24 protein-coding genes are annotated in these 24787 nt (G+C 59.7%); 16 read left to right on the top strand and 8 right to left on the bottom strand.

The genetic code is table 11. The annotated features are described in order from the left end of the window. Positions 1–1596, top strand: a complete 1596-nt coding sequence (locus NW842_RS02495; RefSeq protein ID WP_414417409.1) for a hydantoinase B/oxoprolinase family protein — start codon at positions 1–3, stop codon at positions 1594–1596. Here NW842_RS02495 and NW842_RS02490 read toward each other — a convergent pair. Together NW842_RS02490 and NW842_RS02485 are read right to left on the bottom strand one after the other, a co-directional pair. Beyond that, positions 1533–1925, bottom strand: a complete 393-nt coding sequence (locus NW842_RS02490; protein ID WP_414417408.1) for a thioredoxin family protein — start codon at positions 1923–1925, stop codon at positions 1533–1535. The two genes, NW842_RS02495 and NW842_RS02490, sit on opposite strands and share 64 nt — an antisense overlap. 34 nt (positions 1926–1959) lie before the next feature. After that, positions 1960–2700, bottom strand: coding sequence for an NnrU family protein (locus NW842_RS02485; protein WP_414417407.1), 741 nt, complete (start codon positions 2698–2700; stop codon positions 1960–1962). Positions 2701–2768: 68 nt separating this feature from the next. On the opposite strand from NW842_RS02485, the gene psb27 reads away from it, so the two are divergent. Next, on the top strand, positions 2769–3170 hold the full coding sequence (gene psb27 / locus NW842_RS02480) for a photosystem II protein Psb27 (RefSeq protein ID WP_414329352.1): 402 nt from the start codon (positions 2769–2771) through the stop codon (positions 3168–3170). A gap of 224 nt (positions 3171–3394) precedes the next feature. Then, positions 3395–3859 (top strand): YHS domain-containing (seleno)protein, encoded by a 465-nt coding sequence (locus NW842_RS02475; protein ID WP_414417421.1) that lies wholly within the window; start codon positions 3395–3397, stop codon positions 3857–3859. 24 nt (positions 3860–3883) lie between these two features. On the opposite strand, the gene NW842_RS02470 is transcribed toward NW842_RS02475, so the two are convergent. The 3 genes from NW842_RS02470 to NW842_RS02460 all read right to left on the bottom strand — a co-directional run bounded on the left by NW842_RS02470 (position 3884) and on the right by NW842_RS02460 (position 6541). Next, positions 3884–4699: a sensor histidine kinase gene (locus tag NW842_RS02470; protein ID WP_414417406.1), complete on the bottom strand. Its 816-nt coding sequence runs from the start codon at positions 4697–4699 to the stop codon at positions 3884–3886. Positions 4700–4786: 87 nt separating this feature from the next. Then, complete coding sequence (gene prmC, locus NW842_RS02465; protein WP_414417405.1) at positions 4787–5674, bottom strand: peptide chain release factor N(5)-glutamine methyltransferase; 888 nt, start codon at positions 5672–5674, stop codon at positions 4787–4789. A gap of 12 nt (positions 5675–5686) precedes the next feature. Beyond that, positions 5687–6541 (bottom strand): Tic22 family protein, encoded by an 855-nt coding sequence (locus NW842_RS02460; protein ID WP_011432600.1) that lies wholly within the window; start codon positions 6539–6541, stop codon positions 5687–5689. Between the two features lie 883 nt (positions 6542–7424). Here NW842_RS02460 and NW842_RS02455 point away from each other — a divergent pair. From NW842_RS02455 to NW842_RS02445, 3 genes are all read left to right on the top strand, one after another. Beyond that, a complete protein-coding gene (locus tag NW842_RS02455; RefSeq protein WP_414417404.1) occupies positions 7425–8525 on the top strand; it encodes a serine hydrolase in 1101 nt (366 codons plus the stop codon). A 126-nt stretch (positions 8526–8651) separates the two neighbouring features. Further along, positions 8652–10049, top strand: a complete 1398-nt coding sequence (locus tag NW842_RS02450) for an NAD-dependent succinate-semialdehyde dehydrogenase (RefSeq protein ID WP_414373402.1) — start codon at positions 8652–8654, stop codon at positions 10047–10049. Continuing rightward, positions 10049–10291, top strand: coding sequence for an RNA-binding S4 domain-containing protein (locus NW842_RS02445; protein ID WP_414373405.1), 243 nt, complete (start codon positions 10049–10051; stop codon positions 10289–10291). The genes NW842_RS02450 and NW842_RS02445 overlap by 1 nt, the downstream gene beginning before the upstream one ends. 2 nt (positions 10292–10293) lie before the next feature. Here the strand turns inward: NW842_RS02445 and NW842_RS02440 are convergent, their stop codons facing one another. From NW842_RS02440 to NW842_RS02430, 3 genes are all read right to left on the bottom strand, one after another. Then, entirely contained in the window at positions 10294–10821 is a 528-nt protein-coding gene (locus NW842_RS02440; RefSeq protein ID WP_414373407.1) for a hypothetical protein, read from the bottom strand. Positions 10822–10830: 9 nt separating this feature from the next. Next, the gene (locus NW842_RS02435) at positions 10831–11217 is read right to left on the bottom strand and encodes a plastocyanin/azurin family copper-binding protein (protein ID WP_414373408.1); all 387 of its coding nucleotides are present in this window, start codon (positions 11215–11217) and stop codon (positions 10831–10833) included. Positions 11218–11387: 170 nt separating this feature from the next. Further along, positions 11388–12053, bottom strand: coding sequence for a DUF4439 domain-containing protein (locus NW842_RS02430; protein ID WP_414373409.1), 666 nt, complete (start codon positions 12051–12053; stop codon positions 11388–11390). 205 nt (positions 12054–12258) lie between these two features. On the opposite strand from NW842_RS02430, the gene NW842_RS02425 reads away from it, so the two are divergent. The 10 genes from NW842_RS02425 to NW842_RS02380 all read left to right on the top strand — a co-directional run bounded on the left by NW842_RS02425 (position 12259) and on the right by NW842_RS02380 (position 24732). Continuing rightward, positions 12259–13008: a WecB/TagA/CpsF family glycosyltransferase gene (locus NW842_RS02425; protein WP_414417403.1), complete on the top strand. Its 750-nt coding sequence runs from the start codon at positions 12259–12261 to the stop codon at positions 13006–13008. A gap of 40 nt (positions 13009–13048) precedes the next feature. Beyond that, the gene (locus NW842_RS02420; protein ID WP_414417402.1) at positions 13049–13888 is read left to right on the top strand and encodes a cell division ATP-binding protein FtsE; all 840 of its coding nucleotides are present in this window, start codon (positions 13049–13051) and stop codon (positions 13886–13888) included. Between the two features lie 94 nt (positions 13889–13982). Continuing rightward, the gene (locus NW842_RS02415) at positions 13983–14894 is read left to right on the top strand and encodes a cell division protein FtsX (RefSeq protein ID WP_414356127.1); all 912 of its coding nucleotides are present in this window, start codon (positions 13983–13985) and stop codon (positions 14892–14894) included. A 61-nt stretch (positions 14895–14955) separates the two neighbouring features. Then, positions 14956–15558, top strand: a complete 603-nt coding sequence (locus NW842_RS02410) for a hypothetical protein (protein ID WP_414356128.1) — start codon at positions 14956–14958, stop codon at positions 15556–15558. Between the two features lie 57 nt (positions 15559–15615). Beyond that, complete coding sequence (locus NW842_RS02405; protein ID WP_414356129.1) at positions 15616–16797, top strand: pyridoxal phosphate-dependent aminotransferase; 1182 nt, start codon at positions 15616–15618, stop codon at positions 16795–16797. Between the two features lie 158 nt (positions 16798–16955). After that, complete coding sequence (locus NW842_RS02400) at positions 16956–17756, top strand: ParA family protein (protein WP_011433472.1); 801 nt, start codon at positions 16956–16958, stop codon at positions 17754–17756. A 1-nt stretch (position 17757) separates the two neighbouring features. Further along, entirely contained in the window at positions 17758–18591 is an 834-nt protein-coding gene (locus tag NW842_RS02395) for a hypothetical protein (RefSeq protein ID WP_414380809.1), read from the top strand. A gap of 294 nt (positions 18592–18885) precedes the next feature. Continuing rightward, entirely contained in the window at positions 18886–20511 is a 1626-nt protein-coding gene (locus tag NW842_RS02390) for a peptide chain release factor 3 (RefSeq protein WP_414417401.1), read from the top strand. 177 nt (positions 20512–20688) lie between these two features. Next, positions 20689–21924: an aminotransferase class V-fold PLP-dependent enzyme gene (locus NW842_RS02385; RefSeq protein ID WP_414417400.1), complete on the top strand. Its 1236-nt coding sequence runs from the start codon at positions 20689–20691 to the stop codon at positions 21922–21924. Positions 21925–22074: 150 nt separating this feature from the next. Further along, positions 22075–24732, top strand: coding sequence for a TIGR03960 family B12-binding radical SAM protein (locus NW842_RS02380; protein ID WP_414417420.1), 2658 nt, complete (start codon positions 22075–22077; stop codon positions 24730–24732). Positions 24733–24787: the final 55 nt, after the last annotated feature.

Genomic DNA, 24787 nt, shown 5'->3' with positions numbered 1-24787 from the left:
ATGGATAGCAACCGTCCTGTCTCCAACCCCATCCGGTTGCAGGTCATGGCCAACGCTCTGGCGGGGATTGCCGAAGAGATGGGGGCGCGCCTCATCCGCGGTTCATACTCGGCCAACATCAAGGAACGGCGGGATTGCTCCACAGCTCTGTTTGACGCGCAAGGGGCCTGTATTGCCCAGGCGGCCCACATCCCGGTACATCTGGGAGCCCTCTCGGAGGCGGTGCGGGCGGTGGTGGCAGCCGACCCCTGCCCCGGAGATGTGTTTGTCCTTAACGATCCCTACCAGGGGGGATCCCATCTGCCGGACGTCACGGTGGTCGCAGCCATTCCCGGCTGGCGGGATCCCGACCGGATTTGCGCCTATGCCGTGAACCGTGCCCATCATGCCGACATTGGAGGGATGCGCCCTGGCTCCATGCCCGCCGACTCCAGCGAAATCTGGCAGGAGGGGCTGGTGATCCCGCCGGTACGGCTGGCTGGGCTCTCTCTAGAAGGAGAGTTGTACTGGCAGGAGGATCTGCTGCGCCTAATCCTGGCCAATGTGCGCAATGCCGAGCAGCGGCGGGGGGATCTGCAGGCCCAGGTGGGGGCCAGCGCAGTGGGGATGAGCCGGTTTCGGGAGTTGCTGGCCCGCTTTGGAGAAGAAGAGGCTTGGCAGTTGATCGCAGGGGTCATCGAGTACAGCCGCCGGCGGATGCGGGCGCAAATTCAGGCTCTGCCCGATGGGATCTACACGGCTGAGGATTGGTTGGAGGGCTACGGGGATCCGCCCGCGCCCCTTGAGATTCGGGTGCAGGTGGAAGTAGAGGGCGAGAAGCTGCGGGTGGACTTCACCGGCACTGCTCCGGCCATGGCGGGAAACCTGAACGCGCCCCTGGCCGTCACCCGCTCGGCGGTGTTGTTTGCCCTGCGCTGTCTGTTGGATCCCACGGCCCCCAGCAATGTCGGCTTGGAGGATCCCATCGAGATCGTGGCGCCGCCCGGCTGCTTGGTGAATGCCCAGTTTCCGGCAGCAGTGGTGGCGGGCAATGTGGAAACCTCGCAGCGCATTGCCGATGTGGTGTTCAAAGCTCTGGCTCCCGTGGCCGGATTGCGGAGCATCGCTCAGGGGCAGGGCACCATGAACAACTGTGTGCTGGGCAACCGCCACTTCACCTACTACGAAACCCTGGGAGGTGGTCAGGGGGCCAGCCGGCAACGACCGGGTTTGGACGGAGTGCATGTGGGCATGAGCAATACCCTCAACACCCCCATCGAGGCTCTGGAGTTGGAGTATCCCCTGCGGGTGCTGCGCTACGAGCTCCGCCAGGATTCCGGCGGCCATGGTCAACAGCGGGGCGGGTGGGGACTGATCCGATCCATCCAGACTTTACAAGATTGCACCCTCTCCCTGCTCACCGAGCGGCGCCACTATGCCCCCCAGGGAGAACAGGGAGGCGGGCCAGGCCAAGTGGGGATCAACCTCATTAATGGGGATCCCCTACCCGGCAAAATCAGCCGCTCCCTAAAAGCCGGCGACGTGATCACCCTCTACACGCCGGGCGGCGGGGCTTGGGGCTCAAACGAGGATGAGCAGGCTCCCGAACCCAGGTAGCGCAGGTGGTCAAGAAACAACTGCTCGCAGCGGCGAAGCACCTCATCGCGATTGGCGAAGTGCTCCAGCCTTTGCACTTCTTGACCCTTCTCAAACAAAATTAGGGTTGGCAAAGAGCGCACCCGATAGCGGCGCGGCAGCCAAAAATTGTCGTCTACATTCACCCGCAGTACTTTGACCGCCCCTCCCCACTCGGCTACGAGACGGTCGGTAATCGGCTGAATGAAGCGACACAGGCCACACCAAGGGGCGCCGAAATCCACCAAAACCAACCCATCACTTGTCAAAAGTTCTTGATTAAAAGCATCTAAAGCAACTTGCAAGGCCATCACTCCCAAACTAAAGAAGTTCTTTGGGATCATGCTACCAGGCAACTTGGCTGGCTGCAGAAACCATTTGGGGATGGAAAGCATAAAGAATCAATACAAAGCTGAATACCCCCAGATAGGCCCAGCGAAAAAACTCTTGGGGGCGCAGTTGCTGTCGCTTCTGCAGAATGGCCAAGCCGGGGATCACGGAGGTGCGCGCCTTGAGATCGCGGAAGGCCTGCCCGTATTTCCGCTCCAGGCGGTGATCCCCGTGCCAAACCGCAAACAGGTGGTAGGCAATGAGCCCAAGCGAGGTCACCATCATAAAGCTGGAGCCAATCCAAAGGGTATGGGCTACACACCAGATCACCTGGCCCACCATTTGGGGATGACGGGTGATGCGGATGATCCCGGTTTCAAACAGGTGGATCTCCGGCTTGCGAATGGCGGCGATCTCCAGCAAGTTGAAGGTGGCCGGATACAAAAAGAAAAAAGAGAGGGCAGACAAAAGAGCAACGGTGGTGCGAATGCCTGGGACGGCTTGGAGATCCCAGAGAATCACCCCGTCGTAGCGGTGGTTGAAAAAATAGATGAGCAACAGCGGTGCCAAACTGAGGCTCACCAGAGCAAAGAAGATGCGGTACAGACGGGATCCCAGCCGGCTTTCCCCCCAGGGTCGCAAGTAGGCCAGTCCGCTGTGAGCACAGGCAAACCCCAAGATCAGGGCTAACATTGTCCAATGGGATCCGTACTGGCCCAGCTTCTGCAGAAAGTCGCTGAAGGGGGTGAACAGCATCTTTTGGATGACTCCTCTTCCGGTGTTGCTGTGGCTTATGCTTAAAAATAAGTTACATTAGGTTCCCCATGCTCAAAACTTTTTTTCGGCGTCTTGTCAGCCTGCTCCTGTCTGTAGCCCTTTTGCTGGGATCAGGGAGTTCAGTTGCTCAGGCTGCCCGTCTCACCGGCAAGTATTACGAAGACAGCATGACCTTGATCCAAACCCTGCGCACCGTCCTTTCCGAAGGGGATCCCCTGATGAACCCGGAAGAGGCGCGAGCGGAAGCCATGCAGGCCATCCAGGAGTTTTCTGGGCGCTACCACGGCCATCGCTACGACAAGCTGCAGTCTTTTACCACTTTGCGCACGGTGTTTAACACGCTGGCCTCCCAGTACCGCACTTCCAACCGGCCTCTCAACCCCGAAAAGGTGGAGCGGGTGCTGATGCAACTGGATCGGGCGGAATTGGCCTTGCGCCGAGAAGGTTGAGCTTTTTTTAGATTGGATCTCCCCGATCCAAATCACAGGCAAATTTCCCCGCTGCGGCCAGACTGTTCCCAGTCCGCAGAAGCCAGGGTCTTCTCAGGTCTCTTTTTGAATCTGAGAGGAAGGGCGCAGTGCTTTTCTGGAAGTGGAGGAGATTTTTATCTCGATTGAGGATTGGGGAGGTCGTGATGGTCAAAAATCGTTGGGTTTTGCTCTCGCTGCTGCTGATGGTTGGGGCTGTTGCTTCTCACCCAGCTTGGCTCCTGTCTCGCCCAGCCCAAGGACAGGTTGTTGGGGCTGCCGAGGAGGGATCCCCGGGCCCCTTTTTTGCAACGGATGGCCTGGCCCTGCGGGGCTATGACCCGGTGGCCTATTTCATCGATGGCAAGCCCGTCAAGGGATCCCCAGAGTATGAATGGGAGTGGGGAGGGGTGACCTGGAGGTTTGCCAGCGCCGAGAATCGGGAGCGGTTTCGCAACGACCCAGAGCGCTTTGCCCCCCAGTACGGCGGGTTTTGTGCCTGGGCCGTGGCCCACAACTACCTTTACCCGGTGGATCCCTTTGCCTGGAAAATCGTCGATGACAAGCTGTACCTGAACGCCAACCAGCGGGTACAGCGTAACTGGGAGCGCGACATCCCCGGCTTGATCAAGAGGGCAGATGCCAACTGGCCAGCTTTGAGAAGCCGATAGGCCCAAGTCCCTCTGGCCTGGGGTTCAATGGGCGAGGCGCAGGGTCACCTTGATGCCAACTCGGTAGGGGCCGCTTTCGCAGAGTTCCAGCTGGCCTCCCATTTCTCTCAGGAGCCGCTCGCTTACCCGCCAGACGGCACAGCCCTCTGTTTGAATGGGCACATGGCATCGCCCCTCAAGGTTCCACCCCAGGCACAGTCGCCCCTCTTCTTCTGCGGTGGGATAGGGGTGCAGAGCCATCGAACCATAGCGTAGGGTGCGGATGCCCCAGCGACACACTCCCAGAAGCGCCTGCACCAAGCCGTGGGGATCCGCCCAAACGGTGAGGCTGTCCGGGAGAAGGGGCACCTCAAAGGCCGAGGTGGGTTGTAGGGCCGGCCATTCGTAGCGAATGCCCTGATCCTGGGCCTGTAGGCGAGTTAGGCTGTACACATCCTGCAGGAGGGGGCGTAGTCGGGTCGGTTCCGGTCGCAGAGGTTGGATGGGCAGGTCATGGCGAGCCAGGCGGGTGTATTCCTCAAGCAGCTTGATCAGGCGCTCCACCGCTTCTTTGGCACTTTGCAGGTATTCCCGCTCCTCTTCGGGAGAGTCACATAGATCCGACAACACCAACTGCAGGGATCCCATCTGGCTGCTGAGGGGATTGCGCAGCTCATGGCCGATGCTGACGAGCAACTCTTGTTGAAAGGCCCGCATCACCTCAGAGCGTTCAAAAGCAAACTGCCAATCCACGGTCCCTTGCCCGTCGGCAGGGGCGGCCTGCTGTAAGGGTGGGTCGGGTTTGGCTGTAGGCGAAGGCTCCCTCAAGAAGTGCTCCTGGCGAAGGACAGGGGATCCCATCCGTGCTCAGATCTCTGGGCTCGGAGCTTTAAGTTTTGGACAGTTCCGGCTCCGGCGATACCCCATCTTATGGGATCCTACCCTTTTCTATCCGACGAAGTGGGCGCTGACCACCCGTTCAATCCCGGCCAGATCTCGGTGAACTTGGATCTGCCGATAACAGCCCCTATCTCGCAACTGCTCCGCCACCCAAGGGGCTTGGCCTCGCATCACTTCCACCGCCCAAAAGGAGTTCGGGGCCAGGTAATCCGGTGCTGCTTGAATCAACAGCCGCAAGTGGGCTAGGCCATCTTCTCCGCCATCCAGAGCCTGTCGTGGCTCGTGCAGTCGCACCTCTGGCATGAGCGAGGTCAGCTCAGCAGAGGGAATGTAGGGAGGGTTGGAAACCAGGCCGCGCAGCTGCCCCCGCCAGGGATCCAAGGGCACAAACCAGGATCCCAGCAGCAACTTCACCCGCTCCTGCAGATGGTGGGCTGCCACATTGTCTGCTGCAATAGCCAAGGCCTCTGGGCTAGAATCCACGGCCAGAAGCCGCAACTGGGGGTGCTGATGGGCCAACGCAATGGCAATCGCCCCGCTGCCTGTACCCAGGTCGGCAAAACAGGATCCCGGCGGCAGAGGATTGGCCTGTAGCCAAAGGGAAGCCTGCTCCACCAGCAGCTCGGTCTCCGGGCGTGGGATCAGCACCGCCGGCGTCACCCGCAAGCTCAAGCCCGCCCACTCAACTTTGCCCAACAGGTACTGTAGGGGGATGCGCTCTTCCACCCTTTGCCGCCAAAGGGCCTGCACCTCCTCCAGGGGATCCCCCTCCCCAGCCGGAGCGCGACCCATCAACCGCTCCAACGGCCCCCACCCCAGCCGTTCCCTGAGCAAAATCTCCACTTCCTCGGCAGGGATCCCAGCCGCTTTTGCCGCCCTCAGGGCTTGGGCACGCCACTCTGTTAACCGCTTCACCAGAGCAGACGGGGATCCCATCAGGGGCTTAGGTTAACGCTGAGGCTGGGGACTTGCAGAAGGATTGGCAGGCCGGGCCAGGGATTGGATATACTCCAGCGCCGAGCGAGAGGGGATAAAGGCAATTTTCTGCACATCGGCCTGCGCGTCGGGGGCCAGCATACGCTCTACCACAATGGCCAGCGAGGTCACTTCAATCTGGGTTTTCCCAACCACATCCGGGTTCTGCGCCGCTGCCCGATCCAAAGCCCTCCGCAAATCGTTGCGGTCGAAGAAGAAGGGCACCACCTCATGGCCATCCTGCTCGATGGTCAGCAGCCCCTCTCCGGAGCGGCCATAGAACAGAGGCACACCAATCGCTTCTGCAGGCACATCTTGACCGGTTTCCTTCAGCACCTGCTTGGCTGCTTCCACATCAGAAGCCCGAGGCACCACCTCAAAATACAGGTCACTATTCTTGGCGCGCTCCTCTTCCGATTTTTCGTAGGCATACCCCAGCGAGAGAGGCACCACCCGGGCTTGACTGGCTATCTCGGGGTTGCTGGCTTTCACCTGCTCCAACACTTGCTGGGCTTGGGCTTGATCCAGCCAGAAGGAAACCACTTGGATGGTGCGGCCATCTCGCTCCACATTGGCGACAACGGGGGTGCCGTTCTGAGACACAATGGCAAAAACAGGCACCAGATTCAGCCGTTCCGCCACCTCTTGCCGGCTCATGGGGCCTGCGGCTGCCTGAGCCAGTAGGGCATTCTCCTGAGCCCAAACAGGAGTCACAGCCAAACCCCCCCAAGCTGTTCCGATCAGGATCCCGGCTACGCCGCCCACCTGAGCTGCACAGCGGCAGAGGGAGCGCACAGGCGATACTACATTACAACGCGTCATTCTCATCTCAACTCCCGGCATCGCGCCTTGTTCTGGTTGCTATGGGGTCAGATCCCTTAAGTACTAACCAACAGCCTGGGGCAGAGCAGAAGCTGCCCAGATTAAACCTGCTCGACAGGGCCTAGGCTAGCGATGCGGCACACTCTCAGCCTTAGGATCCCGGTTGGCCATCGCTGACAACACCCCGGCACACCTATCTTGAAGAGCGCTCTTGGGCCACCCTAGCAGCCAAGGTTAGAACATCTGCTCGACCTCTGTCGAGGGGCAAAGCCCCTATTTTGGGTGGGGATCCCGCATCACCCAATACTATATACGGAGTCGCATACAACTGATCCACGCTAGATGCAGATCCGCTTGAATCATTGCATACCTGGCTCTTCCTCCAGCACGCTGCTTGTTCTGGCCTTGTTCAGTTCACCGTGCGGAGCTGCCACCGATCCCTGTGGTCAAGGATGGGGTTCTGAGCCGCCGGGCCGGGGGATGGTACATCTCGTCACTGCCCCACACTGCTAACGCGGACGTGGAGGCATAGTGTAGTGATGACAGTTTGATGGGCGTTTTGCAATCGTAGGTCAGGTTGGTCAATTTGTGGGTTTAATTAAGCCAAGCTCACCGAAGTTGAGTCGGTGAAACGGTCAGCATTGTCTGTTAGGAGCATGGCGTTAGTACTCCGCACCGCTGTCGGGAAAAGGCAACCGTTCTCATGACCAAAGCAAGGGAGAGGAAAGGCACCGATCCATCCGCGCTAGCGGGCCGTAGGCCTTTGCCAGAGAAGTCGCGGGATCCCCGCCGCCCTCCACAACCTGCCAAGAACGCCGTCCCGCCTCCAGAGGGGTCAAAGCCGCAAACAGGTTCTGGTCGCCTGCTTCCTGCCCCTAGGGGATCCCTATTGGTTTCCCGTCCTCAACCGCTGCGTCTTGCTCGCCAGAAAGCCATTGCTCGTCTGCGCCAACGGGCTGCCCGGCCTCGCCGCTTGAGACGTTCTCCATCTCTTGGCCAAGTATTGCTCAGGGGACTAAGCTTAAGTCTCATCCTGGGCCTGACGATGGCGGGCCTCTCGCAACTGCTGCAATCGACCACCGCTGGCCGGACAGAACAGTCCACGACGCAGCTTGGGGATCCTCCCCCGTCGGCATTCCCGAGTAACATTCTGCCGGGAGAAGCGATCCCGGCTTTGCAGGAGCGCTTGGCCGGTTTGGCCGACCAACCGGGCTTGACGGCAGGGGCTCTGTTTTGGGAGGTGGAAACTGGCGCCTTTGCTGGGGTTAGGCCGGATCAGGCTTTTCCTGCCGCCAGCGTGATCAAGATCCCCATTCTCTTGGCTTTTTTCCAGGCTGTGGAAACCGGACAGGTGCGGCTGGATGAACAGCTCACTCTGCGGGAAGATCTCAAGGGAGGGGGAGCTGGTGTGTTGCAAACCCGACCCCTCGGATCCCAGGTTTCTGCTTTGGAAGCGGCCACCCTGATGAGCACCCTCAGCGACAACTTCGCCACCAATCTGATCATCGATCGCCTGGGTGGGCAGGAGGCTCTCAACCAAAAATTTCGGCAGTGGGGGCTACAACACACGCAAATTTCATGGTGGCTACCGGATCTGGAAGGCACCAACACCAGCAGCCCGCGCGACATGGTTTGGCTGCTCAGCCAGGTGGAACAGGGGCGCATGCTCAGCCGCCGCAGCCGCGACCGTTTTCTGGACATTCTCTGGCGCACCCAACGGCTCTCCTACTTCCGGCCCAATCTGGGCCAAGAGGTGCGCATTGCCCACAAAACGGGAACCCTGGGCTCCGTGGTGGGAGATGCCGGGATCCTGGATTTGCCCAACGGGCGGCGCTATGTGGCGGCGGTGTGGGTGAAGCGAGAAACCCCCAACGACCCCAGAGCTGAAGAGCTGATCGCCAGCCTGTCGCAAGCAGCCTACGAGTTCTGGTCTGCTCCTGGATCCGCCCCGCCATCCCGAACAGACACCACCGGCAGCCCGCAACCCTGAGTCCCCCACTCCGCAAATCTTTCCATATTGCTACGCAACGCTTACGCGAACGCAGTAGCAGTGCGGAGCACTATTCCAGGCAGAGCGCAAATGCCAGAGTGGAGAAACAGGCGTTGAGGGAAAAAGATGGGGCACCTGGTCAGCATCAACCCCGCCACCGGAGAGGAATTGGCTCGCTACCCCGTTTTCGACGCTGGGCAGATCCAAAGCTGTATCGCCCAAGCCCACGAGCGGTTTCAGAGCTATCGTCGGATCCCGTTTGCTCAGCGATCCGCCTGGCTGAAGCGGGTGGCAGGGATCCTGGAGGAGCGCAAAGCGGAGTTTGGCCGCCTAATCAGCCTGGAGATGGGCAAAACCTTGGCCTCTGCCGTTGCGGAAGTGGAAAAATCCGCTTGGGTTTGTCGCTACTATGCCGAGGAGGCAGAAGGGTTCTTGGCCGAGCGCTCCATATTGCTACGCAACGCTTACGCGAATGCCACCGGTGCGGAGCACTTTGCCAGCCGCAGCGGGATCCGCTACCAGCCGCTGGGGGTGATTTTGGCAGTGATGCCCTGGAACTTTCCCTTTTGGCAGGTGTTTCGCTGTGCAGCCCCGGCCCTGATGGCGGGCAATACCCTTCTGCTCAAACATGCTTCCAACGTGCCCCAATCGGCTTTGACCCTGGAGCGGATCTTTCAGGAGGCGGGATTTCCGCCAGGGGTCTTTCAAACCCTGCTGATCACAGCAGCCCAGGTGGCAGAGGTGGTGGCGGATGAACGGGTGCGGGGGGCCGCCCTCACCGGGAGCGAAGCCGCCGGCTCCAGCCTGGCCCGTTTGGCCGGTCAATATCTGAAAAAAACGGTGTTGGAACTGGGAGGGAGCGATCCCTTCATCGTGCTGCCCAGCGCCGATCTGGAGGCAGCAGTTGCCACAGCGGTCACGGCCCGTCTGATCAACAACGGCCAGTCCTGCATTGCCGCCAAACGATTTATCTTGCACAGGGCTATCGCTGAACCTTTCACGGCTGCCATGACGGAGCGATTTCGCCGGCTCAAGGTAGGGGATCCCTTGGATCCGCAAACGGACGTGGGGCCTCTGGCTACCCCCAGCATCCTGCAAGAGGTGGACGGACAGGTGCAGGCTTTGGTGCAGGCGGGGGCCAAAGTTCACATCGGTGGCTCCCCCTGGGGAGGGAATTTTTACCCGCCCACGATCCTGAGCGACATCCCCCCCGATCATCCGGTGGCCCACCAGGAGGTGTTCGGGCCGGTGGCGCTGCTGTTCACCGTCCCGGATGTGTCGGCAGCCATCGAGCTGGCCAACGGCACGCCCTTTGGCCTGGGCGCCAGCGCCTGGACAACCGATCCAGAGGAACAAGAGCGCCTGCTGGAGGAGCTGGAGGCGGGATCCGTGTTCATCAATGGCATGGTCAAGTCCGACCCGCGCCTTCCCTTCGGCGGCATCAAACGCTCAGGGTATGGACGGGAACTGAGCCGGGAAGGGATCCTGGAATTTGTGAATGTCAAAACCATTTGGGTGAAGTGATGGCGGAGACTGCTCAAAGGGATCCCCAGCCGGCGGCGGATCCCGTGATCAAGCTGGATCAGTTCCTCAAGCTGGCGGGGGTTGCTCCCACCGGTGGGCAGGCCAAGCAGCTCATCCAAGCGGGGCAAGTGCGGGTGAATGGCGAGGTGGAAACCCGGCGGGGACGCAAGCTGCGCTCAGGAGATGAGGTGGCCGTGGGAGGTGGAGTTTGGCGGGTGCACCTGGGTGAGGCCCCGAAGTGAAATCAATGCAATGGGATCAAGAAAAGCATGGCCAAAGCCCCGATTCCCCCTGCCACCGCAAACTGCCACTCCAGCCCCCACAGCAGGCAGGCAACTCCGGCCAGGATCTGGATCCCACCGGTGATCCAGTAGGGGAGACGCGGCGGATCCACCAGGCCGTTGAGCCAGTGGCCCAGCCCCATTTGCCACAGCCAAAACACCCCCAGGTATGGGCTCAAAGCTGCCAAAGGGGTACGCCCGACAAAGGGCAGCACCGAGAGGATCATGCCCTGGGCGATCACCAACGTCCACACCAAACCCACAAAGTAGAGGTGGGCCAGTCCGGCTGTTCGAAACTCCGGCAAGCTAGTCTGCCGCACCATGTAGCCCAAGCCAACCAGGGAAATCACCAACCACAGCCAGTTGATGTTGGCCTCTTGGTGAAACTGGGTGGCGGCGAACCCCATCCCCAGAAGAATGGCCCAAACCAGGTACACCCGCCGACAAATGTTCCAGAAGGGAAGAGGGGATCCCAGGGGTTCCATTTGCATGGCCTTCACCTAATCGACGACGACAATACGGCCCACCATGCTGGGGTGGATCTCGCAGAAATAGTCCTGGATGCCGGCCACTTCGAAAGCCACTGCTTTGCTCTCGTTGCGCCTCAGCCGTCCCGTTCCTTGGAATTGCGCTCCCTCTATGGGAGTAGCCGTGTGGGGGGTGGAATCCAGGTTGGTGAAGGTCACCTTGCCCCCCCGCTTGAGGGTAACCTCCGAGGGCAGGTATTGAAACCCGCGAATGATCACCTCTGCTTCCGCCGTTGCCTCGACAGGATCTCGCCCCGCAACAGAGCTGGCTTGTCGCCACCGATCCACAGCCAAGATAGCCCCCACATTGAGCAGGGATCCCAGTCCACTCAGCAACAGCAGCCGCCGCGTCATCGGCATAGGACTTTCTCCACACAGGTTTAGGAAGAGAACAAAGGCTGAGGCGCTCAGAAGAAGGCGATTGCGACAGCAGTGCAGAGCACTTGGATCTCCAAGCCCCAAGTCCTACAGAGGACGTTGGAAGGCTTTGCAGATCATCGCCTCATCGCCGGCAGGGGTTACCAACAGCTCTACACCTTCAGGATCCAGCGCTCCCGAGTCTCGGCGCTGACAAAGGGGGCAGGCACCACCAGAATGCTGGGGTCAAGGCTGTGGAACACGGCCCGGATTGCGGTGGCATGGGCAACTTCGTTGGGGCCAATGGTGCTGGCAGCAGCCACCAGGTCTTTGTTGGAAAGCTGGACAAAGGCATCGTTGTAGGCTAGGGCCGCATCGAACTCCAGAGCCAGGGCCAGCTTGGCGATGTTGGCATCGGAATCGAGATTGCCTTCTTTGTTGTCGATGTAGGTGGAAAGGTCGTAGCTATCCCGCGCCCGAGAGGGGATCCCTCCCAGTTGCCGCACGGCACCCGCCAGCAGATCCCGATGCTGCTCGTGATCCTTCAGGTTCTTGGTGGCCACTTCCAACACGATCTTGCCCACCTCGGTGTTGCTCAACTTGCCGGCAGCGGTTTTGTAGGCCCAGATCGCCTGCTGTTCCAAGTCGATGGCGGCATTGAGAATGGCAATATCAGCAGTGTTGGACTGAGCGGCACCGGGCAGGCTGCGCAACCCAATTGCTCCACCTACGCCCGCCAGCAAACCAGCCAACAACAAGCTGCGGCGGGAAGTTGCAGGGCTGGGATCCCATTCGGCAGCCAAGTGAGGCAGAGCGAAGGGAGTCTTCGAAGTTTTCATCTCAAGTCTCCTGTCTCGAAAGATGGCAACCAACCTTCAGGGACTTGCTCTTGGTCGGGCAATTCCCTCTCGGCCTGGTCTGATGGGAATACGCCGCTGATGCCACGGCGGATGCCTGGGGGAAAAGATTTGGATTGTGTGCTCAGCTTTTGGGCTGGGCTATTTTGAAAGTTGGGTTTCACTGGGGACAAGCGTTCGGTCGGTAGTGTCGTTAGCCATCCATTCGATTCTGGGCGTGAACCTGCACCTTGCTCTGCCGGAGGCCAGCCTACAGAGCTACACCACGTGGATTGAGGCGCGTATTCGGGAGGGTCAGGGCGCTCAGGTGGTTACCTGCAACCCGGAAATGATCATGCAGGCGCAGCGGGATCTGGCCTTTGCCCAGGTGCTGCAAGCGGCGGAGCTGGTGATCCCCGATGGCATCGGGGTGGTGTGGGCTTTGCGACGGCAAGGGATCCGCGTCCAGCGGGTGCCGGGGATCGAGCTGGCAGAAACCCTGATCCCGTTGGCGGCAGAACGGGGGTGGCGCTTGGCCCTGGTGGGGGGAAGGCCGGAAGTCAACCGGGCAGCAATTCGATATTGGCAAGCCCAGTGTCCTGCTTTGGCCCTCTGGGGCTACCACGGCTACTTCTCTAGCGAGGAAGAAAAAGAGCTTCTGCAAGCTCTCCAGGAATTTCGACCGCAACTGGTGTGGGTGGGGCTGGGATCCCCGCGGCAGGAGCTGTGGATCCAAAAGTGGCGTCCCTTTTTGCCCCAAGCCATCTGGATGGGGGTGGGGGGCAGCTTGGACATTTGGGCCGGCCAAAAACGGCGAGCGCCCCGTTGGTGGCGTGACCATCACCTGGAATGGTTGTATCGTCTCTATCAGGAACCCTGGCGCTGGCGACGCATGTTGGCTTTGCCCAAGTTTGTCTGGCGGGTGCTGTGGGATCCCTCTTCTCGTTTGCGCCCCTAGTCTGCCGGCGCTCTCTCCCTCCTCTGTCTAGGCGCTTACTATGGTGATCGGTCAGCACATCGGCTATCCTCCTCGCTTGTACCGTTGGGCCGGTACGGCTCCGACCCCTCATCCCCCTGCCCCAGCCCATCCAGAGGCCACCCTGGGCTTTTACGGCAGCACTCAATCCGGATCCCTGGAAACCCCGGCCAGCATGGTGTCCTTGCGGGGCGTGAGCAAAGTCTTTCCCAACGGCAACTTGATTTTTCAGGATGTGAACTTGGAGGTGCGCCGCGGCGAGTTCGTGTTCGTAACGGGGGTCTCCGGAGCAGGCAAGTCCACTCTTTTGCGACTGCTCTACGGGGCGGAACAGGCCACCGAGGGCACGGTCATCGTCGATCAAGTCTGTCTATTTTCTTCTGAAGGGCGGCGGCGACCCTACCGCATCCCACCGCGTCCGCTGGCCATGTTGCGGCGGCGCTTGGGGGTGGTTTTCCAAGATTATCGCCTTCTGGCCAACCGCACCCTGGCGGAAAATGTGGCCTTTGTGCTGCGCGCCCAAGGGCTATCCCCCGCAGAAATCCGCCGTCGCATCGGGCCGACCTTGAAGATGGTGGGGCTGACCGAAAAGCGAGATCACTTTCCCCATGAGCTTTCGGGGGGAGAACAGCAGCGCCTCAGCCTGGCCCGGGCCATTGTCAACATGCCGGTGTTGCTGCTGGCGGACGAGCCAACAGGAAACCTAGATCCGGAAAACTCCCTCTTGGTTCTCCAGATTTTGGAGCGGCTCAATTCCTTTGGGGTGACCGTCATCATGACCAGCCATGACCCCTATCTGGTGGAGCGGGCCGGCCACCGGGTGGTGCGCATGGAGGGAGGGCGCCTGTATGATCTGCGCTGAGGGGCTACCGGGATCCCTATTTTGCTCTTCACAGGCTCTGTTGAGCTCCAGGGGGCAAGGGTCTGAGCCCATTGATTGTTGGATGGAGAACAGCATGCAATCTCTCTCCCGATTTCTCAATAAAATCCGCTATCTCCTACAGGAGACTTTTTTGGGGTTGCGGCGGGGGGGCTGGCTGAACTGGGCCGCTGTGAGCACCCTGCTGGTGTTGCTGTTCTTGGTGGGGATCGGCGTTGAGCTGTCCTGGGGCGTGGATGCCACGGTGCAGTCGCTGGGAGGACAACTGGAGATCTCCGTCTACCTGGAGCCGGAACGGCAGGGGGTGGAGCTGCAACCTCAGGTCGCCCAACTGCCTCATGTGGCCGAGGTGAAGGTCATCACCAAAGACCAGGCTTGGCGCAACCTTTTGCTGGAAATGGGGATCCAAGACGAGGCGGCCATGGAAACCCAGTTGGGGGAGAACCCCTTGGTGGATGCTCTGCGGGTTAAGGCGGATTCCACCGAAGCCTTGGGGGAAGTGGCGGAGCAGATTCGCCAACTGGAAGGGGTGGATGAGGTCTACTACGGCGACCGCATTGTGGAGCAACTGGCCCAGCTCCAGGACATGCTACGGCTGGGATCCCTGACCATTACCGGCGTGTTGGCCCTGACAGCGGTGGCGGTCATCACCACCACCATTCGCCTCATCGTCATGGCGCGGCGGCGGGAGATCGAGGTGATGCAATTGGTGGGGGCGACAGCAGCCTGGATTTACTTGCCCTTTATTTTGCAAGGGTGCCTGTTTGGGGTGATCAGCGCAGTGGGAGCTTGGGGATTGATCTTGGGATCCCAGCAGTTGCTGCAGGAGCTGCTGGAGCAGTTGATTGCCTTGCCCTTCCTCAAGGTGATGCAGGCAGATCGCAGCCAACTGGAGTTTTGGCTCTTGCCGTCGATGTTGTTGGGGATGGGGGTTTTTCTGGGCACCACCAGCAGCTTGATCGCGGTGCGCAAGTCGGCAGGGCGATGAGCTGGAGGCGATGCTGAGGAAAGCCCTGGATATTCCAATCTGAGGATCGCCATAGGATAAGATGATGGACTCTACTTCCCTGGCTTTCCAAGATCTGGCCGCCATGAACCCATTGCCTCCTCCCGCCCACCCTTACCAATTCCGCGCTTTGGGCCTAGTTAAGGGATCCCTGAGATCGATCCCCAAGGCTTATGCACAGGCAATTTTGGTTGCTTCTGACGGGGCAGAATATCCGGCTACTCCCGGACGCGCCGAGCTTCTTCGCCCCTTCAACCACTGCATCGAGAGTGGCCACACCTACTGGTACTATGTGCAGCCGCAGCCGCGTTCAGGGGGGGCTTTGGGCTTGAGCGTCATTCGCATCTTGGCCCTACCGGAAGAGGAGCAAGACCCAGAGTGGGAAGAAGAGCCGTTTTTGCCTGCCCCTGAAGATGTAGAGGAAGGCTTTAACATCCGCGGCATCGTCCAGCCCCACGATGGCTTTGTTGAGGTGACCGTGCGGCGCAAGCCCCAGGGAACCAAGCAATTTCCCCCGCTGCAATTGCGTTTGGAAGGATTCTTGCCGGGAGCTGTGGCGGGCGAGTTTTGGGATCTGTTGGCAGAGCGAGAGGGCAACGAGCTGTTGCTGGTGGATGGTACCCGCCTGTTGACCGCAGTAGCCTAGCTGTCTAGATTGGCCCCGCTTCAGAACTTTAAAATAAACCAAAGAGCTCCCTGACCGATGGTGTCTGCTGGCTTGTCCCAACGGGTCGCCCATCTATCCCCTTCCCCCACGTTGTCCATTTCGGCTCTGGCTAAAGCCATGCAGGCAGAGGGGCTGGATGTGTGTAGCTTGAGCGCGGGCGAGCCGGATTTCGATACGCCTGACCACATTCGGGCCGCGGCCATCCGTGCTCTGGAAGAGGGCAAAACCCGTTACGGCCCCACCGCCGGGATCCCCGCTCTTCGCCAAGCAGTGGCCGACAAGCTGCGGCAAGAAAACAGCCTGCAGTTCAGCCGTGACCAGATCCTGATCAGCAACGGCGGCAAGCAAACCCTGTTTAACCTGGCCATGGTGCTGCTGGATCCCGGCGATGAAGTGATCCTGCCTGTTCCCTACTGGGTCAGCTACCCCGAAATTGCGGCTTTGGCAGGGGCAAAGGTTGTGCGGGTGCAGACGGAAGAGGCCCAGGGGTTCAAGCTCACCGCCGAGCAATTGCGCCAGGCCCTCACCCCCCGCAGCAAGCTGCTGATTCTCAACTCACCGGCCAACCCTACCGGAGCCGTTTACCACCGGCACGAGCTGGCAGCTCTGGCAGAGGTGATCCTCTCGGCCCCCCATCTGTACGTGATCTGCGACGAGATCTACGAAAAGCTGGTCTACGGACAGGCCCGCCACATCAGCCTGGGATCCCTTTGCCCTGACTTGATGCCGCGCCTGATTCTCAGCAGTGGCTTCGCCAAAGCTTACGCCATGACCGGCTGGCGGGTGGGCTACTTGGCCGGGCCCAAGCCCATCATCGAGGCAGCCATCAACCTGCAAAGCCACAGCACCTCCAATGTGTGTACCTTCGCCCAGTACGGCGCTCTGGAAGCCCTGACCAGCCCCCTATCGGCAGCGGCTGTGGAAAAAATGCGCCAAGAATTCTGGCAGCGGCGGGATCTGATGCTGGACGAGATCCGCACCTTGCCGGGGGTGACTTGCCCAGAGCCGGAGGGCGCATTTTATGTGTTTGTCAACATCGGCCAAACCGGGTTAAGTTCGGTGGAGTTTTGCCAGCGGCTACTCAGGGAACACCATGTCGCTGCCGTGCCGGGAGTGGCCTTTGGAGCAGATTCCTACATCCGCCTTTCCTACGCTGCCGACCGCACCACCCTCGAAAAAGGGCTGCAGCGGCTGCACCGGTTTGTGTCTTCCCTCTGAGAATTCAATCCGAGGATCGAAAAGAACTGAGGAAGCTCAGCTCCCAGCGGCTGGATCCCTGTAGGCCATTCCCAGCGGCGGGATCCCTATCTGAAGTGTGAACACTATTGCTTAACCCTAGCTATAGTGTTAGGGGATGGGCTACGAGGGGATAACTCATGTCTGGCAGAACGGCGCTTGTCATCACCGTTGCCTGTTTGAGTGGGGGATCCGGAAAGACCACAGCCGCCCTCAACCTGGCCATCATGTTGGCCGAGCATGGCAAGACGCTGGCCGTTGACTTTGATCCGCAGGGCAACTTAAGCCAGTGGATGGGCTGGACGGATCTGTCCGAGTCGGCCACCATTGCCGAGACGATTCTGCCGGGGGCGGATCGGGTTCACATTCGGGAGATTATCCGTCCGCCGTTGAATGAGGATCGCCAGGAGCGGCTGTGGTTGGCCCCCAGCGATTACAGCCTCTCGCGGGCTATGGATGCGATCGTGATGGAGCCGGGGCGGGAGCTGTTTTTGAAGCGGGCTTTGCGACCGATTTTGCCGGAGTATGACTTTTTGGTCATCGACAGCCCCCCCTCGAAAGGGTTGCTCACCTACAACAGCATTCTCAGCGCCGATCTGCTGGTGGTGCCGACGGAGTGTACCCAAAAGGGGGTGATGGGGGCCCTAAGTACCCTGGTGCTGTTGAAAGAATTGGAAGAGCTGGATTTTCATGTGCCCAAGTTTTTGGGGGTGCTCCCCACACGGGAACAGTGGGTGGGCAACAACCGCACCAAAATGTCGCGGGCCGCAGTGGAAGCCTTGGCGGAAATGATGCAAGGGATCCCCATTTTCACGCCGGTGCGGCAAAGTACAGTGGTGCAGCAAACCAACAGCATGGGCTGGTCCTTGGCGGAGGCGGGGGAAGATCTCCTGGCCCAACCTTATCGTGAGGTCCTCAAGGCTGTGTTGGAGGCCCGCTAACATGGCTACCGCCAAGAAGCCTCCCAAAAAAAAATTGCCCACCGGCCCCACCAAGGCAGATTTGCTCTCGCGCATGGGGGTGAATAAGCAGCCAGAGCCGATGGAACCTGCACCTACGGCTGCCGATGGCGTTGAGGCTCCGCACCGTCCAGAGGACAACAGGGGGACGGATTCCCTGGATCTGCCTCACCCTGCGGCATTAGATGTTGAGCCCGATCCATCTGCCGCCGCCTCGTCCCCTCTGTGCCAGGTTGCCACAACCCCACCAGAGGCAGGACGGATGCCTCTCCTGGCCAGTGTGCTCTCCACACCTGAAGCTCCTTCTCGGGATGCGGATCCCTTGTCCAACTTGTCGCCCGCTCCGGTCGAGGTGGAAAGGGTTGTCTCCCCACCCCAGGTCAGTCTGGCCAAATGGGCCAATACTTCGCTGCCAACTGAAAAGCCAGCCGAGCTTTTGCCCCCTGCTACTGCTTGCACCGACAATGGGGTTCGCCGCAATGGCACCCCCAATGGGCAGGGTGCCCAGTCGGATCCCCGCGAGGCTCTGGATGCACAACTGGGCCTGCAAAAGCTTACCCTCAAATGGTCTGCCGAGAGGGTAGAAAAGCTGGGATCCCTGGAAAGCGCCACCGGGCTACCGGGCGAGATTTTGCTGGAAGTCCTGCTGGATCATTGGGAACAATTGCCCAAGCCCTTGCAGCAAGATTGCCTCCTGCAAGCCCACCGCATTCGCGTCGAGCGGCTGGTGATCAGCCAAAACTTCACCATTGCCACGATTGAGCAACTGCTCTTCACGTCAGCTTTGCGCAACAACAACGAGCAGCATCTGCTTTGAGTTCTGGCCGGTTGGCCTGGGAAATTCCCCCTCAAGATCTCCGCCAGTATGCCAGACAACAGGGATCCCTGTTCCTGTGCTAGGGTCAAAATGGTTCTGTTGGCTTTTCGCGCTTTTCGGCCTGTGCTCTCTCCCCCTCGCTACCTGGCGGCAACCCAACCTCATTATTCTCAAGCGTATTTCCCACTGATTTTCTATTTTTTCCTTCTCCGTATTTCTCCCATCCTTTAGGGGACAACATCGCGGCGGAATCTTCTTTAAGGCGACCAGGTTGTAGTGGAGCGACAACAGTTGATGAAAGAACTTGATTTGGCCAAAGCTGTAGAGCAACGGCGCACCTTTGCCATTATTTCCCATCCCGATGCGGGGAAGACCACCCTCACCGAAAAGCTGCTGTTGTACGGGGGGGCCATTCAAGAAGCGGGAGCTGTGAAGGCCCGTCGGGCGCAAAAGCGGGCCACTTCCGACTGGATGGAACTGGAAAAGCAGCGGGGTATTTCCATCACCTCTACCGTCCTGCAATTTGATTACCGCAACATTCGTCTCAATCTGCTGGATACTCCCGGCCACCAGGACTTCAGCGAAGACACCTATCGCACCCTGGCAGCGGCTGACAATGCCGTGATGCTGGAAGATGCCGGCAAAGGGTTGGAAACCCAGACCCGCAAGCTGTTTGAAGTGTGTCAGATGCGGGGGCTGCCGATTTTTACCTTTATCAACAAGATGGATCGCCCAAGTCGGGATCCCTTGGAGCTGATGGATGAAATTGAGACAGAACTGGGCCTCAAGCCCTATCCTGTCAACTGGCCAATTGGCTCAGGCGAGCGGTTTACTGCCCTATTTGACCGCCGAACTCAGGAGTTTCATTTCTTTGAGCGGGTATCTGGGGGGCGGCTAAGAGTTCAAGATACCGTCATTAAACTTGGGGATCCGCAAATTGAGGAGTTGATCGACAAGGACTTGTATTACCAATTCAAGGAAGAGCTGGAACTGCTGGATGGTCTCATGCCCACCTTGGATCTAAAACAGGTGCATTCTGGCAAACAAACCCCGGTCTTTTTCGGCAGTGCCATGACCAATTTTGGGGTGGAGCTTTTCCTCAATGCATTTTTGGAGTATTCCTTACCGCCAATGCCTCACGAGAGCACTGCTGGGCTAATCCCGCCCGAACATCCTGAGTTTACGGGCTTCGTCTTTAAACTGCAGGCCAACATGGATCCCCGCCATCGGGATCGCGTTGCTTTTGTGCGCATCTGTTCCGGCAAGTTTGAGAAGGATATGGTGGTCAACCATGCCCGCCTCAATCGTCCCATTCGCCTATCTTATCCCCAGAAGTTGTTTGCTCAAGAGCGCATCTCCATCGATGAAGCTTACCCTGGGGATGTGATCGGCCTGAATAATCCCGGCATCTTCACCATTGGGGATACCATCTACACCGGCCCGAAGCTGCGCTACGCCGGGATCCCTAGCTTTTCTCCTGAGCTGTTTGCCTACTTGAAGAATCCCAATCCTTCCAAGTTTAAGCAGTTCCAGAAAGGGGTAGCGGAACTGCGGGAAGAAGGGGCTGTACAAATCATGTACTCTATCGACGATTCCAAACGGGATCCGATTGTGGCAGCGGTGGGCCAGTTGCAGTTTGAGGTTTTGCAGTATCGCCTTGAAAGTGAATACAACGTCGAAACCCGACTGGAGATGTTGCCCTACACACTGGCTCGCTGGGTCGAGAATGGCTGGAAGGCGCTGGAGAATATTCCCAGCTTGTTTAACACCCTAGTTGTTAAAGACATTCAAGACAGGCCCGTTCTTCTGTTTAAGAACGAGTGGACTTTACAGCAATTTGCTGCCAGCAACCCCAAAATCAAGCTCAGCAAAATTGCCCCTCTCTCGGGTCTCAGCCCGGAATCCGGTAACGGCCAATAGATCAACCCAAGAGAATCTTTCTCCGGGGGGCCTCAGGTTTCGATATTCAACTGAGATGCCATCGGTCTCCACAGTAGCTGTGTTGACATTCTTGGATTTCTGAGCAAACCCTTCATGCAGATCGCAGGAATTCTCACATCTTTTTCGTGTATCTTCTAGGGCTTGAGTGAGTGAACCATGCCTTCTTTCCCCAATATGGGATCCACTTCTCCTCGCTTTAGCTCTGCCCTCAGCGCCGATGCACCGCTTTGCGAACGCTCCTTGTGGGGACTGGATCCGCAAGCCGTTTTTTTGAATCACGGCTCCTACGGCGCGACCCCGAAAAAGGTGTTGCAGGCCCAGAGTGTATGGCGGGAACGCCTTGAGGCTCAGCCGGTGCAGTTTATGGGAGAGGAACTTCCTCGAGCCTTGCGGGCGGCGGCAGCAGAACTGGCCCATTTCGTCGGGGCCGAACCCGAAAATTTGGTGTTTGTGGAAAATGCCACCAGCGGGGTCAATGCCGTTTTGCGCTCGCTGCGGTTCCGGCCAGAGGATCAGATCGCCTGCACCAATCACGGTTACGGGGCCGTTCGTCAGGCATTGCAGTACATCTGTGCCCAGTGGGGAGCCATCCCAGTTGAGGCGCAGATCCCTTTCCCCATTGCGGGGCCAGAGCAGGTTATCGCGGCCTTCGAGGCCATCCTCACTCCCCAAACTCGCCTGGCGGTGTTGGATCACCTCACCTCGCCTACGGCTCTGATCTACCCCCTGCCTGAGCTGATCGGCCTCTGTCGGGAGCGCGGGATCCCAGTTTTGGTGGATGGCGCCCATGCCCCTGGGGTTCTCCCCTTGGAGTTGGAAAGGCTGGGGGCCGATTGGTACACCGGCAATGCCCACAAGTGGCTGTTTGCCCCGAAAGGCTGTGCCTTTTTGTGGGTGGCCCCCTATCGACAGGCCCAAACTCATCCTACGGTGATCTCCCACGGCTATGGGCAAGGGTTCACAGCGGAGTTCGACTGGGTGGGCACACGGGATCCCAGCGCTTGGTTGGCCATTTCAGCAGCCCTGGCGTTTATCCAAGGGGTGGGACTGGACAACATCCGTCAGCACAACCACACTCTGCTGCTGCAGGCGCGGCAGTTGCTCTTGGAGGCTCTTGAGGGGATCCCGCCCGCCCCCGAAAAGATGTTGGGCTTTATGGCCACCCTACCCTTGCCGCCATTTTGGCAGCAGTGGATCCCTGAGCTGCCTCTTGGGGAGCGCGCCCGTCGCCTGCATGATTACCTGTGGCACATGTACCGCATTGAGGTTCCGATCATCCCCTTCGCCGGGCAGCTTTGGGTACGCATCTCGGCCCAGGTCTACAACCATTTGGCAGAGTACGAACAGTTGGCGCTGGCCTTGCAGCGTCCGCCGCAGAGTTTTCCCGGTTGAACAGACTTCACGACATTGCAAGTATGGTTGTTTCGCCTACCGGTAACCTGCAAACTTAGAGAGGCAAAGCGCTTTCCCTTGGGTTGGGTCTGCTCGAAGAGTTCGGCTAGAGTCAGATCAGTGGCTGTATTAACGTCTCGGCGGATCCCCATGCTCTCTCTGGCTGCAACTGAACCGCATCTGAGTCCCATCGATCTGGATCGCCTGCTTACCCCTGAGATTCAGCGGCCGGCCCGCTACTTGGGCAAAGAGTTCGGTGCCGTCCACCGCCCTTGGGATTCGGCGCGGGTGCGTTGGGTGCTGAGCTATCCAGAGCTGTACGAGGTGGGAGCTTCCAACCTAGGCCACCTCATCCTCTACAACATCCTCAACGCTCAGCCGGATCAACTGTGTGACCGCACCTACTTGCCAGGCCCGGATCTGGCGGCCCGCCTGCGGCAGTTGGGGATCCCGCTGTTTGCCGTGGAGTCCCGCCGCCCTCTGCGCGCCTTTCACATCATCGGCTTCAGCCTGGCTTACGAGCTGGGGGGCACCAACATCCTGGAGATGCTGGACCTAGCCGGGATCCCGCTCAGGTGGTCGGAACGGCAACCCTTCACCCCGGAAGAGTGCCCTCTGATCTTTGCCGGCGGGCCAACCGCCACCTCCAACCCAGAGCCTTTTGCCGACTTTTTCGATTTCTTCGTCTTCGGAGATGGGGAAGAGGTGCTGCCGGAAATTGGCCAAGTGCTGGCCGGATCCCTGTCCAAGCCCCGCCGAGAGGTCTTGCTGGAGCTGGCCCAGGTGCCGGGGGTGTACGTGCCCCAGTTTTACGAAGGGATCCCACCGCGGCCCATCGTGCCTGGGGTGCCGGAGCGCATCCGCCGTCGGGTGGCCCTGCCTCAACCCCAATACTCCGTCGGCCTGGTGCCTTTGGTGGAAACCGTCCACGACCGCCTGGTGATGGAAGTGCGGCGGGGCTGCACACGGGGCTGCCGATTTTGCCAGCCGGGCATGCTCACCCGACCAGCGCGGGATGTGGATCCGGAAGCAGTGGTGGAGGCTGTGGTGCAGGGCTTGCGCAAGACCGGCTACAGCGAATTTTCCCTCTCTTCTCTCAGTTGCTCCGACTACCTTTCCCTGCCGGCGGTGGGAGCGGAGCTGCACAACCGTCTGCTCGGGGAGCACGTCGCCCTCTCCCTGCCCAGCCAGCGGGTGGATCGCTTTGATGAGCAAATTGCCGCCATCATGAAGGGATCCCGCCGCTCCGGCCTCACCTTTGCCCCCGAAGCTGGCACCCAAAGGCTGCGGGACATCATCAACAAGGGCCTCACCGATGCCGACTTGATTCGCGGCATTCGCACCGCCGTTCAAGAGGGCTGGGACAAAATCAAGCTCTATTTCATGATTGGCCTGCCCGGCGAGACCGACGCTGATGTCCTGGGGATCGCCCGCACCGTCGAGATGCTGCAGCGAGAATGTGCAGCCCTGGGTCGCAAGCGGGTGGAGTTTACCCTCACCCTCTCCAACTTCACCCCCAAGCCCCACACCCCCTTCCAGTGGCACCGGGTGGACTACGCCGACGTGCAGCGCAAGCAAACCCTGCTGCAGAAAGAGCTGCGCCGGCTGCGGGGAGTCAAGGCCCACTTCACCGATATCCGCTTCAGCATCCTGGAAGACTTTATTGGCAAAGGGGATCGCTCCCTGGGACAGATGATCGAGCGGGCCTGGCGGGCTGGGGCCGGCATGGACGCCTGGTGGGAAAACATCGACGCCGCCTACGCTGCCTGGGTGAGGGCCTACTGCGGCGAAGAGGTGGATCCTGCCGCCGATCCGGTCGCCCTCTGCGCCCGTCTCCCCATCCGCGAACTGGGCCTGGAGGATCCCTTGCCCTGGGATCACATCGATACCGGCATCGACAAAAAATGGCTGCAGAAAGACTACCGCCGCGCCCTGGAAGCCCTCACCGTGGAAGACTGCTCCTTCGAGGGCTGCTCCGCCTGCGGCATCTGCGGCCCCGGCTTCGGCCACAACATCGTCATCCCCCCTCCGCCCGTCCCACCCCTGCAGAGCAAACCCACCCCCACCCCGGATCCCCTGGAGCCGGAGCCACCTGCCCAGCGTTTCCGCATCACCTACGGCAAAACCGGGGATCTGCGCTGGCTGGGCCACCTGGATCTCATGCGCCTGTGGGAACGGGCCTGTCGGCGAGCGGGGTTACCTCTGGCCTTCAGCGGCGGCTACCACCCCATGCCCCGCCTGGCCAACGCCAACGCTCTGCCCATTGGCCAGGAAGGCTATGGCGAAATCCTGGATCTGGAGCTGCTGGATCGGCCTGAAGGTCCTCTGACGCCTGAGAAACTGCGCGCCCTTCTGAGCGAACAGCTGCCCCCGGAGATCCCCATCCAAGCCGTCCAAGAAATTAGCCTTCGGGATCCCTCTGCCACCGCAGCCGTTTACGCCGCCGAATATCAGCTTACGGTGAGCTGCGAGTTGCCCAAAGCCATTTGCGTCAGCGGGATGGAGTCCTCTTGGCCTGCCTGGGTTACCCAGATTCTGGATGCGCAGGAAATCTGGATTGAAAAAACCTCCAAGTCTGGCAAGTCCTCTCCCTTCAATGCCCGCGCCCTGCTTTACTACCTAGAGTTTCAGGGCCTGACCCCCGAGGGCAGCGCTTGCCTCCTTTACCGGGGCAGTTGCCGCAACGACGGTGCCTACCTGCGGCCCACCCATCTGGTTCAAATGGCCGAGTCATTGGGGTTGCCCCACTGGACACTACAGACGGCAAAGCGGCTGCGCCTGTTGTGGGAGCATGACTCTAGTCAATAATAAGCTCAACTATACTGAAAATAATGTATAATATGTTCAGTACGGATTACTACCA

The organism is Synechococcus sp. R55.4 (assembly GCF_047461935.1).
Classification (GTDB): Bacteria; Cyanobacteriota; Cyanobacteriia; order Thermostichales; family Thermostichaceae; genus Thermostichus.
The sequence above is the reverse complement of the archived record's forward strand: the minus strand, read 5'-3'. Positions and strand labels throughout refer to the sequence as shown.

What these genes read in the sequence shown, in the direction of transcription:
- NW842_RS02460 (WP_011432600.1), bottom strand. Translation starts at nt 6,541, where the DNA reads ATGAGAATGACGCGTTGTAATGTAGTATCGCCTGTGCGCTCCCTCTGC.
- NW842_RS02445 (WP_414373405.1), top strand. Translation starts at nt 10,049, where the DNA reads ATGGCGGAGACTGCTCAAAGGGATCCCCAGCCGGCGGCGGATCCCGTG.
- NW842_RS02440 (WP_414373407.1), bottom strand. Translation starts at nt 10,821, where the DNA reads ATGCAAATGGAACCCCTGGGATCCCCTCTTCCCTTCTGGAACATTTGT.
- NW842_RS02385 (WP_414417400.1), top strand. Translation starts at nt 20,689, where the DNA reads ATGCCTTCTTTCCCCAATATGGGATCCACTTCTCCTCGCTTTAGCTCT.
- prmC (WP_414417405.1), bottom strand. Translation starts at nt 5,674, where the DNA reads ATGGGATCCCCGTCTGCTCTGGTGAAGCGGTTAACAGAGTGGCGTGCC.
- NW842_RS02415 (WP_414356127.1), top strand. Translation starts at nt 13,983, where the DNA reads ATGCAATCTCTCTCCCGATTTCTCAATAAAATCCGCTATCTCCTACAG.
- NW842_RS02405 (WP_414356129.1), top strand. Translation starts at nt 15,616, where the DNA reads ATGGTGTCTGCTGGCTTGTCCCAACGGGTCGCCCATCTATCCCCTTCC.
- NW842_RS02450 (WP_414373402.1), top strand. Translation starts at nt 8,652, where the DNA reads ATGGGGCACCTGGTCAGCATCAACCCCGCCACCGGAGAGGAATTGGCT.
- NW842_RS02470 (WP_414417406.1), bottom strand. Translation starts at nt 4,699, where the DNA reads ATGGGATCCCCTGTCCTTCGCCAGGAGCACTTCTTGAGGGAGCCTTCG.
- NW842_RS02495 (WP_414417409.1), top strand. Translation starts at nt 1, where the DNA reads ATGGATAGCAACCGTCCTGTCTCCAACCCCATCCGGTTGCAGGTCATG.
- NW842_RS02430 (WP_414373409.1), bottom strand. Translation starts at nt 12,053, where the DNA reads ATGAAAACTTCGAAGACTCCCTTCGCTCTGCCTCACTTGGCTGCCGAA.
- NW842_RS02490 (WP_414417408.1), bottom strand. Translation starts at nt 1,925, where the DNA reads ATGGCCTTGCAAGTTGCTTTAGATGCTTTTAATCAAGAACTTTTGACA.
- NW842_RS02410 (WP_414356128.1), top strand. Translation starts at nt 14,956, where the DNA reads ATGATGGACTCTACTTCCCTGGCTTTCCAAGATCTGGCCGCCATGAAC.
- psb27 (WP_414329352.1), top strand. Translation starts at nt 2,769, where the DNA reads ATGCTCAAAACTTTTTTTCGGCGTCTTGTCAGCCTGCTCCTGTCTGTA.
- NW842_RS02390 (WP_414417401.1), top strand. Translation starts at nt 18,886, where the DNA reads ATGAAAGAACTTGATTTGGCCAAAGCTGTAGAGCAACGGCGCACCTTT.
- NW842_RS02485 (WP_414417407.1), bottom strand. Translation starts at nt 2,700, where the DNA reads ATGCTGTTCACCCCCTTCAGCGACTTTCTGCAGAAGCTGGGCCAGTAC.
- NW842_RS02395 (WP_414380809.1), top strand. Translation starts at nt 17,758, where the DNA reads ATGGCTACCGCCAAGAAGCCTCCCAAAAAAAAATTGCCCACCGGCCCC.
- NW842_RS02435 (WP_414373408.1), bottom strand. Translation starts at nt 11,217, where the DNA reads ATGCCGATGACGCGGCGGCTGCTGTTGCTGAGTGGACTGGGATCCCTG.
- NW842_RS02400 (WP_011433472.1), top strand. Translation starts at nt 16,956, where the DNA reads ATGTCTGGCAGAACGGCGCTTGTCATCACCGTTGCCTGTTTGAGTGGG.
- NW842_RS02475 (WP_414417421.1), top strand. Translation starts at nt 3,395, where the DNA reads ATGGTTGGGGCTGTTGCTTCTCACCCAGCTTGGCTCCTGTCTCGCCCA.
- NW842_RS02420 (WP_414417402.1), top strand. Translation starts at nt 13,049, where the DNA reads ATGGTGATCGGTCAGCACATCGGCTATCCTCCTCGCTTGTACCGTTGG.
- NW842_RS02380 (WP_414417420.1), top strand. Translation starts at nt 22,075, where the DNA reads ATGCTCTCTCTGGCTGCAACTGAACCGCATCTGAGTCCCATCGATCTG.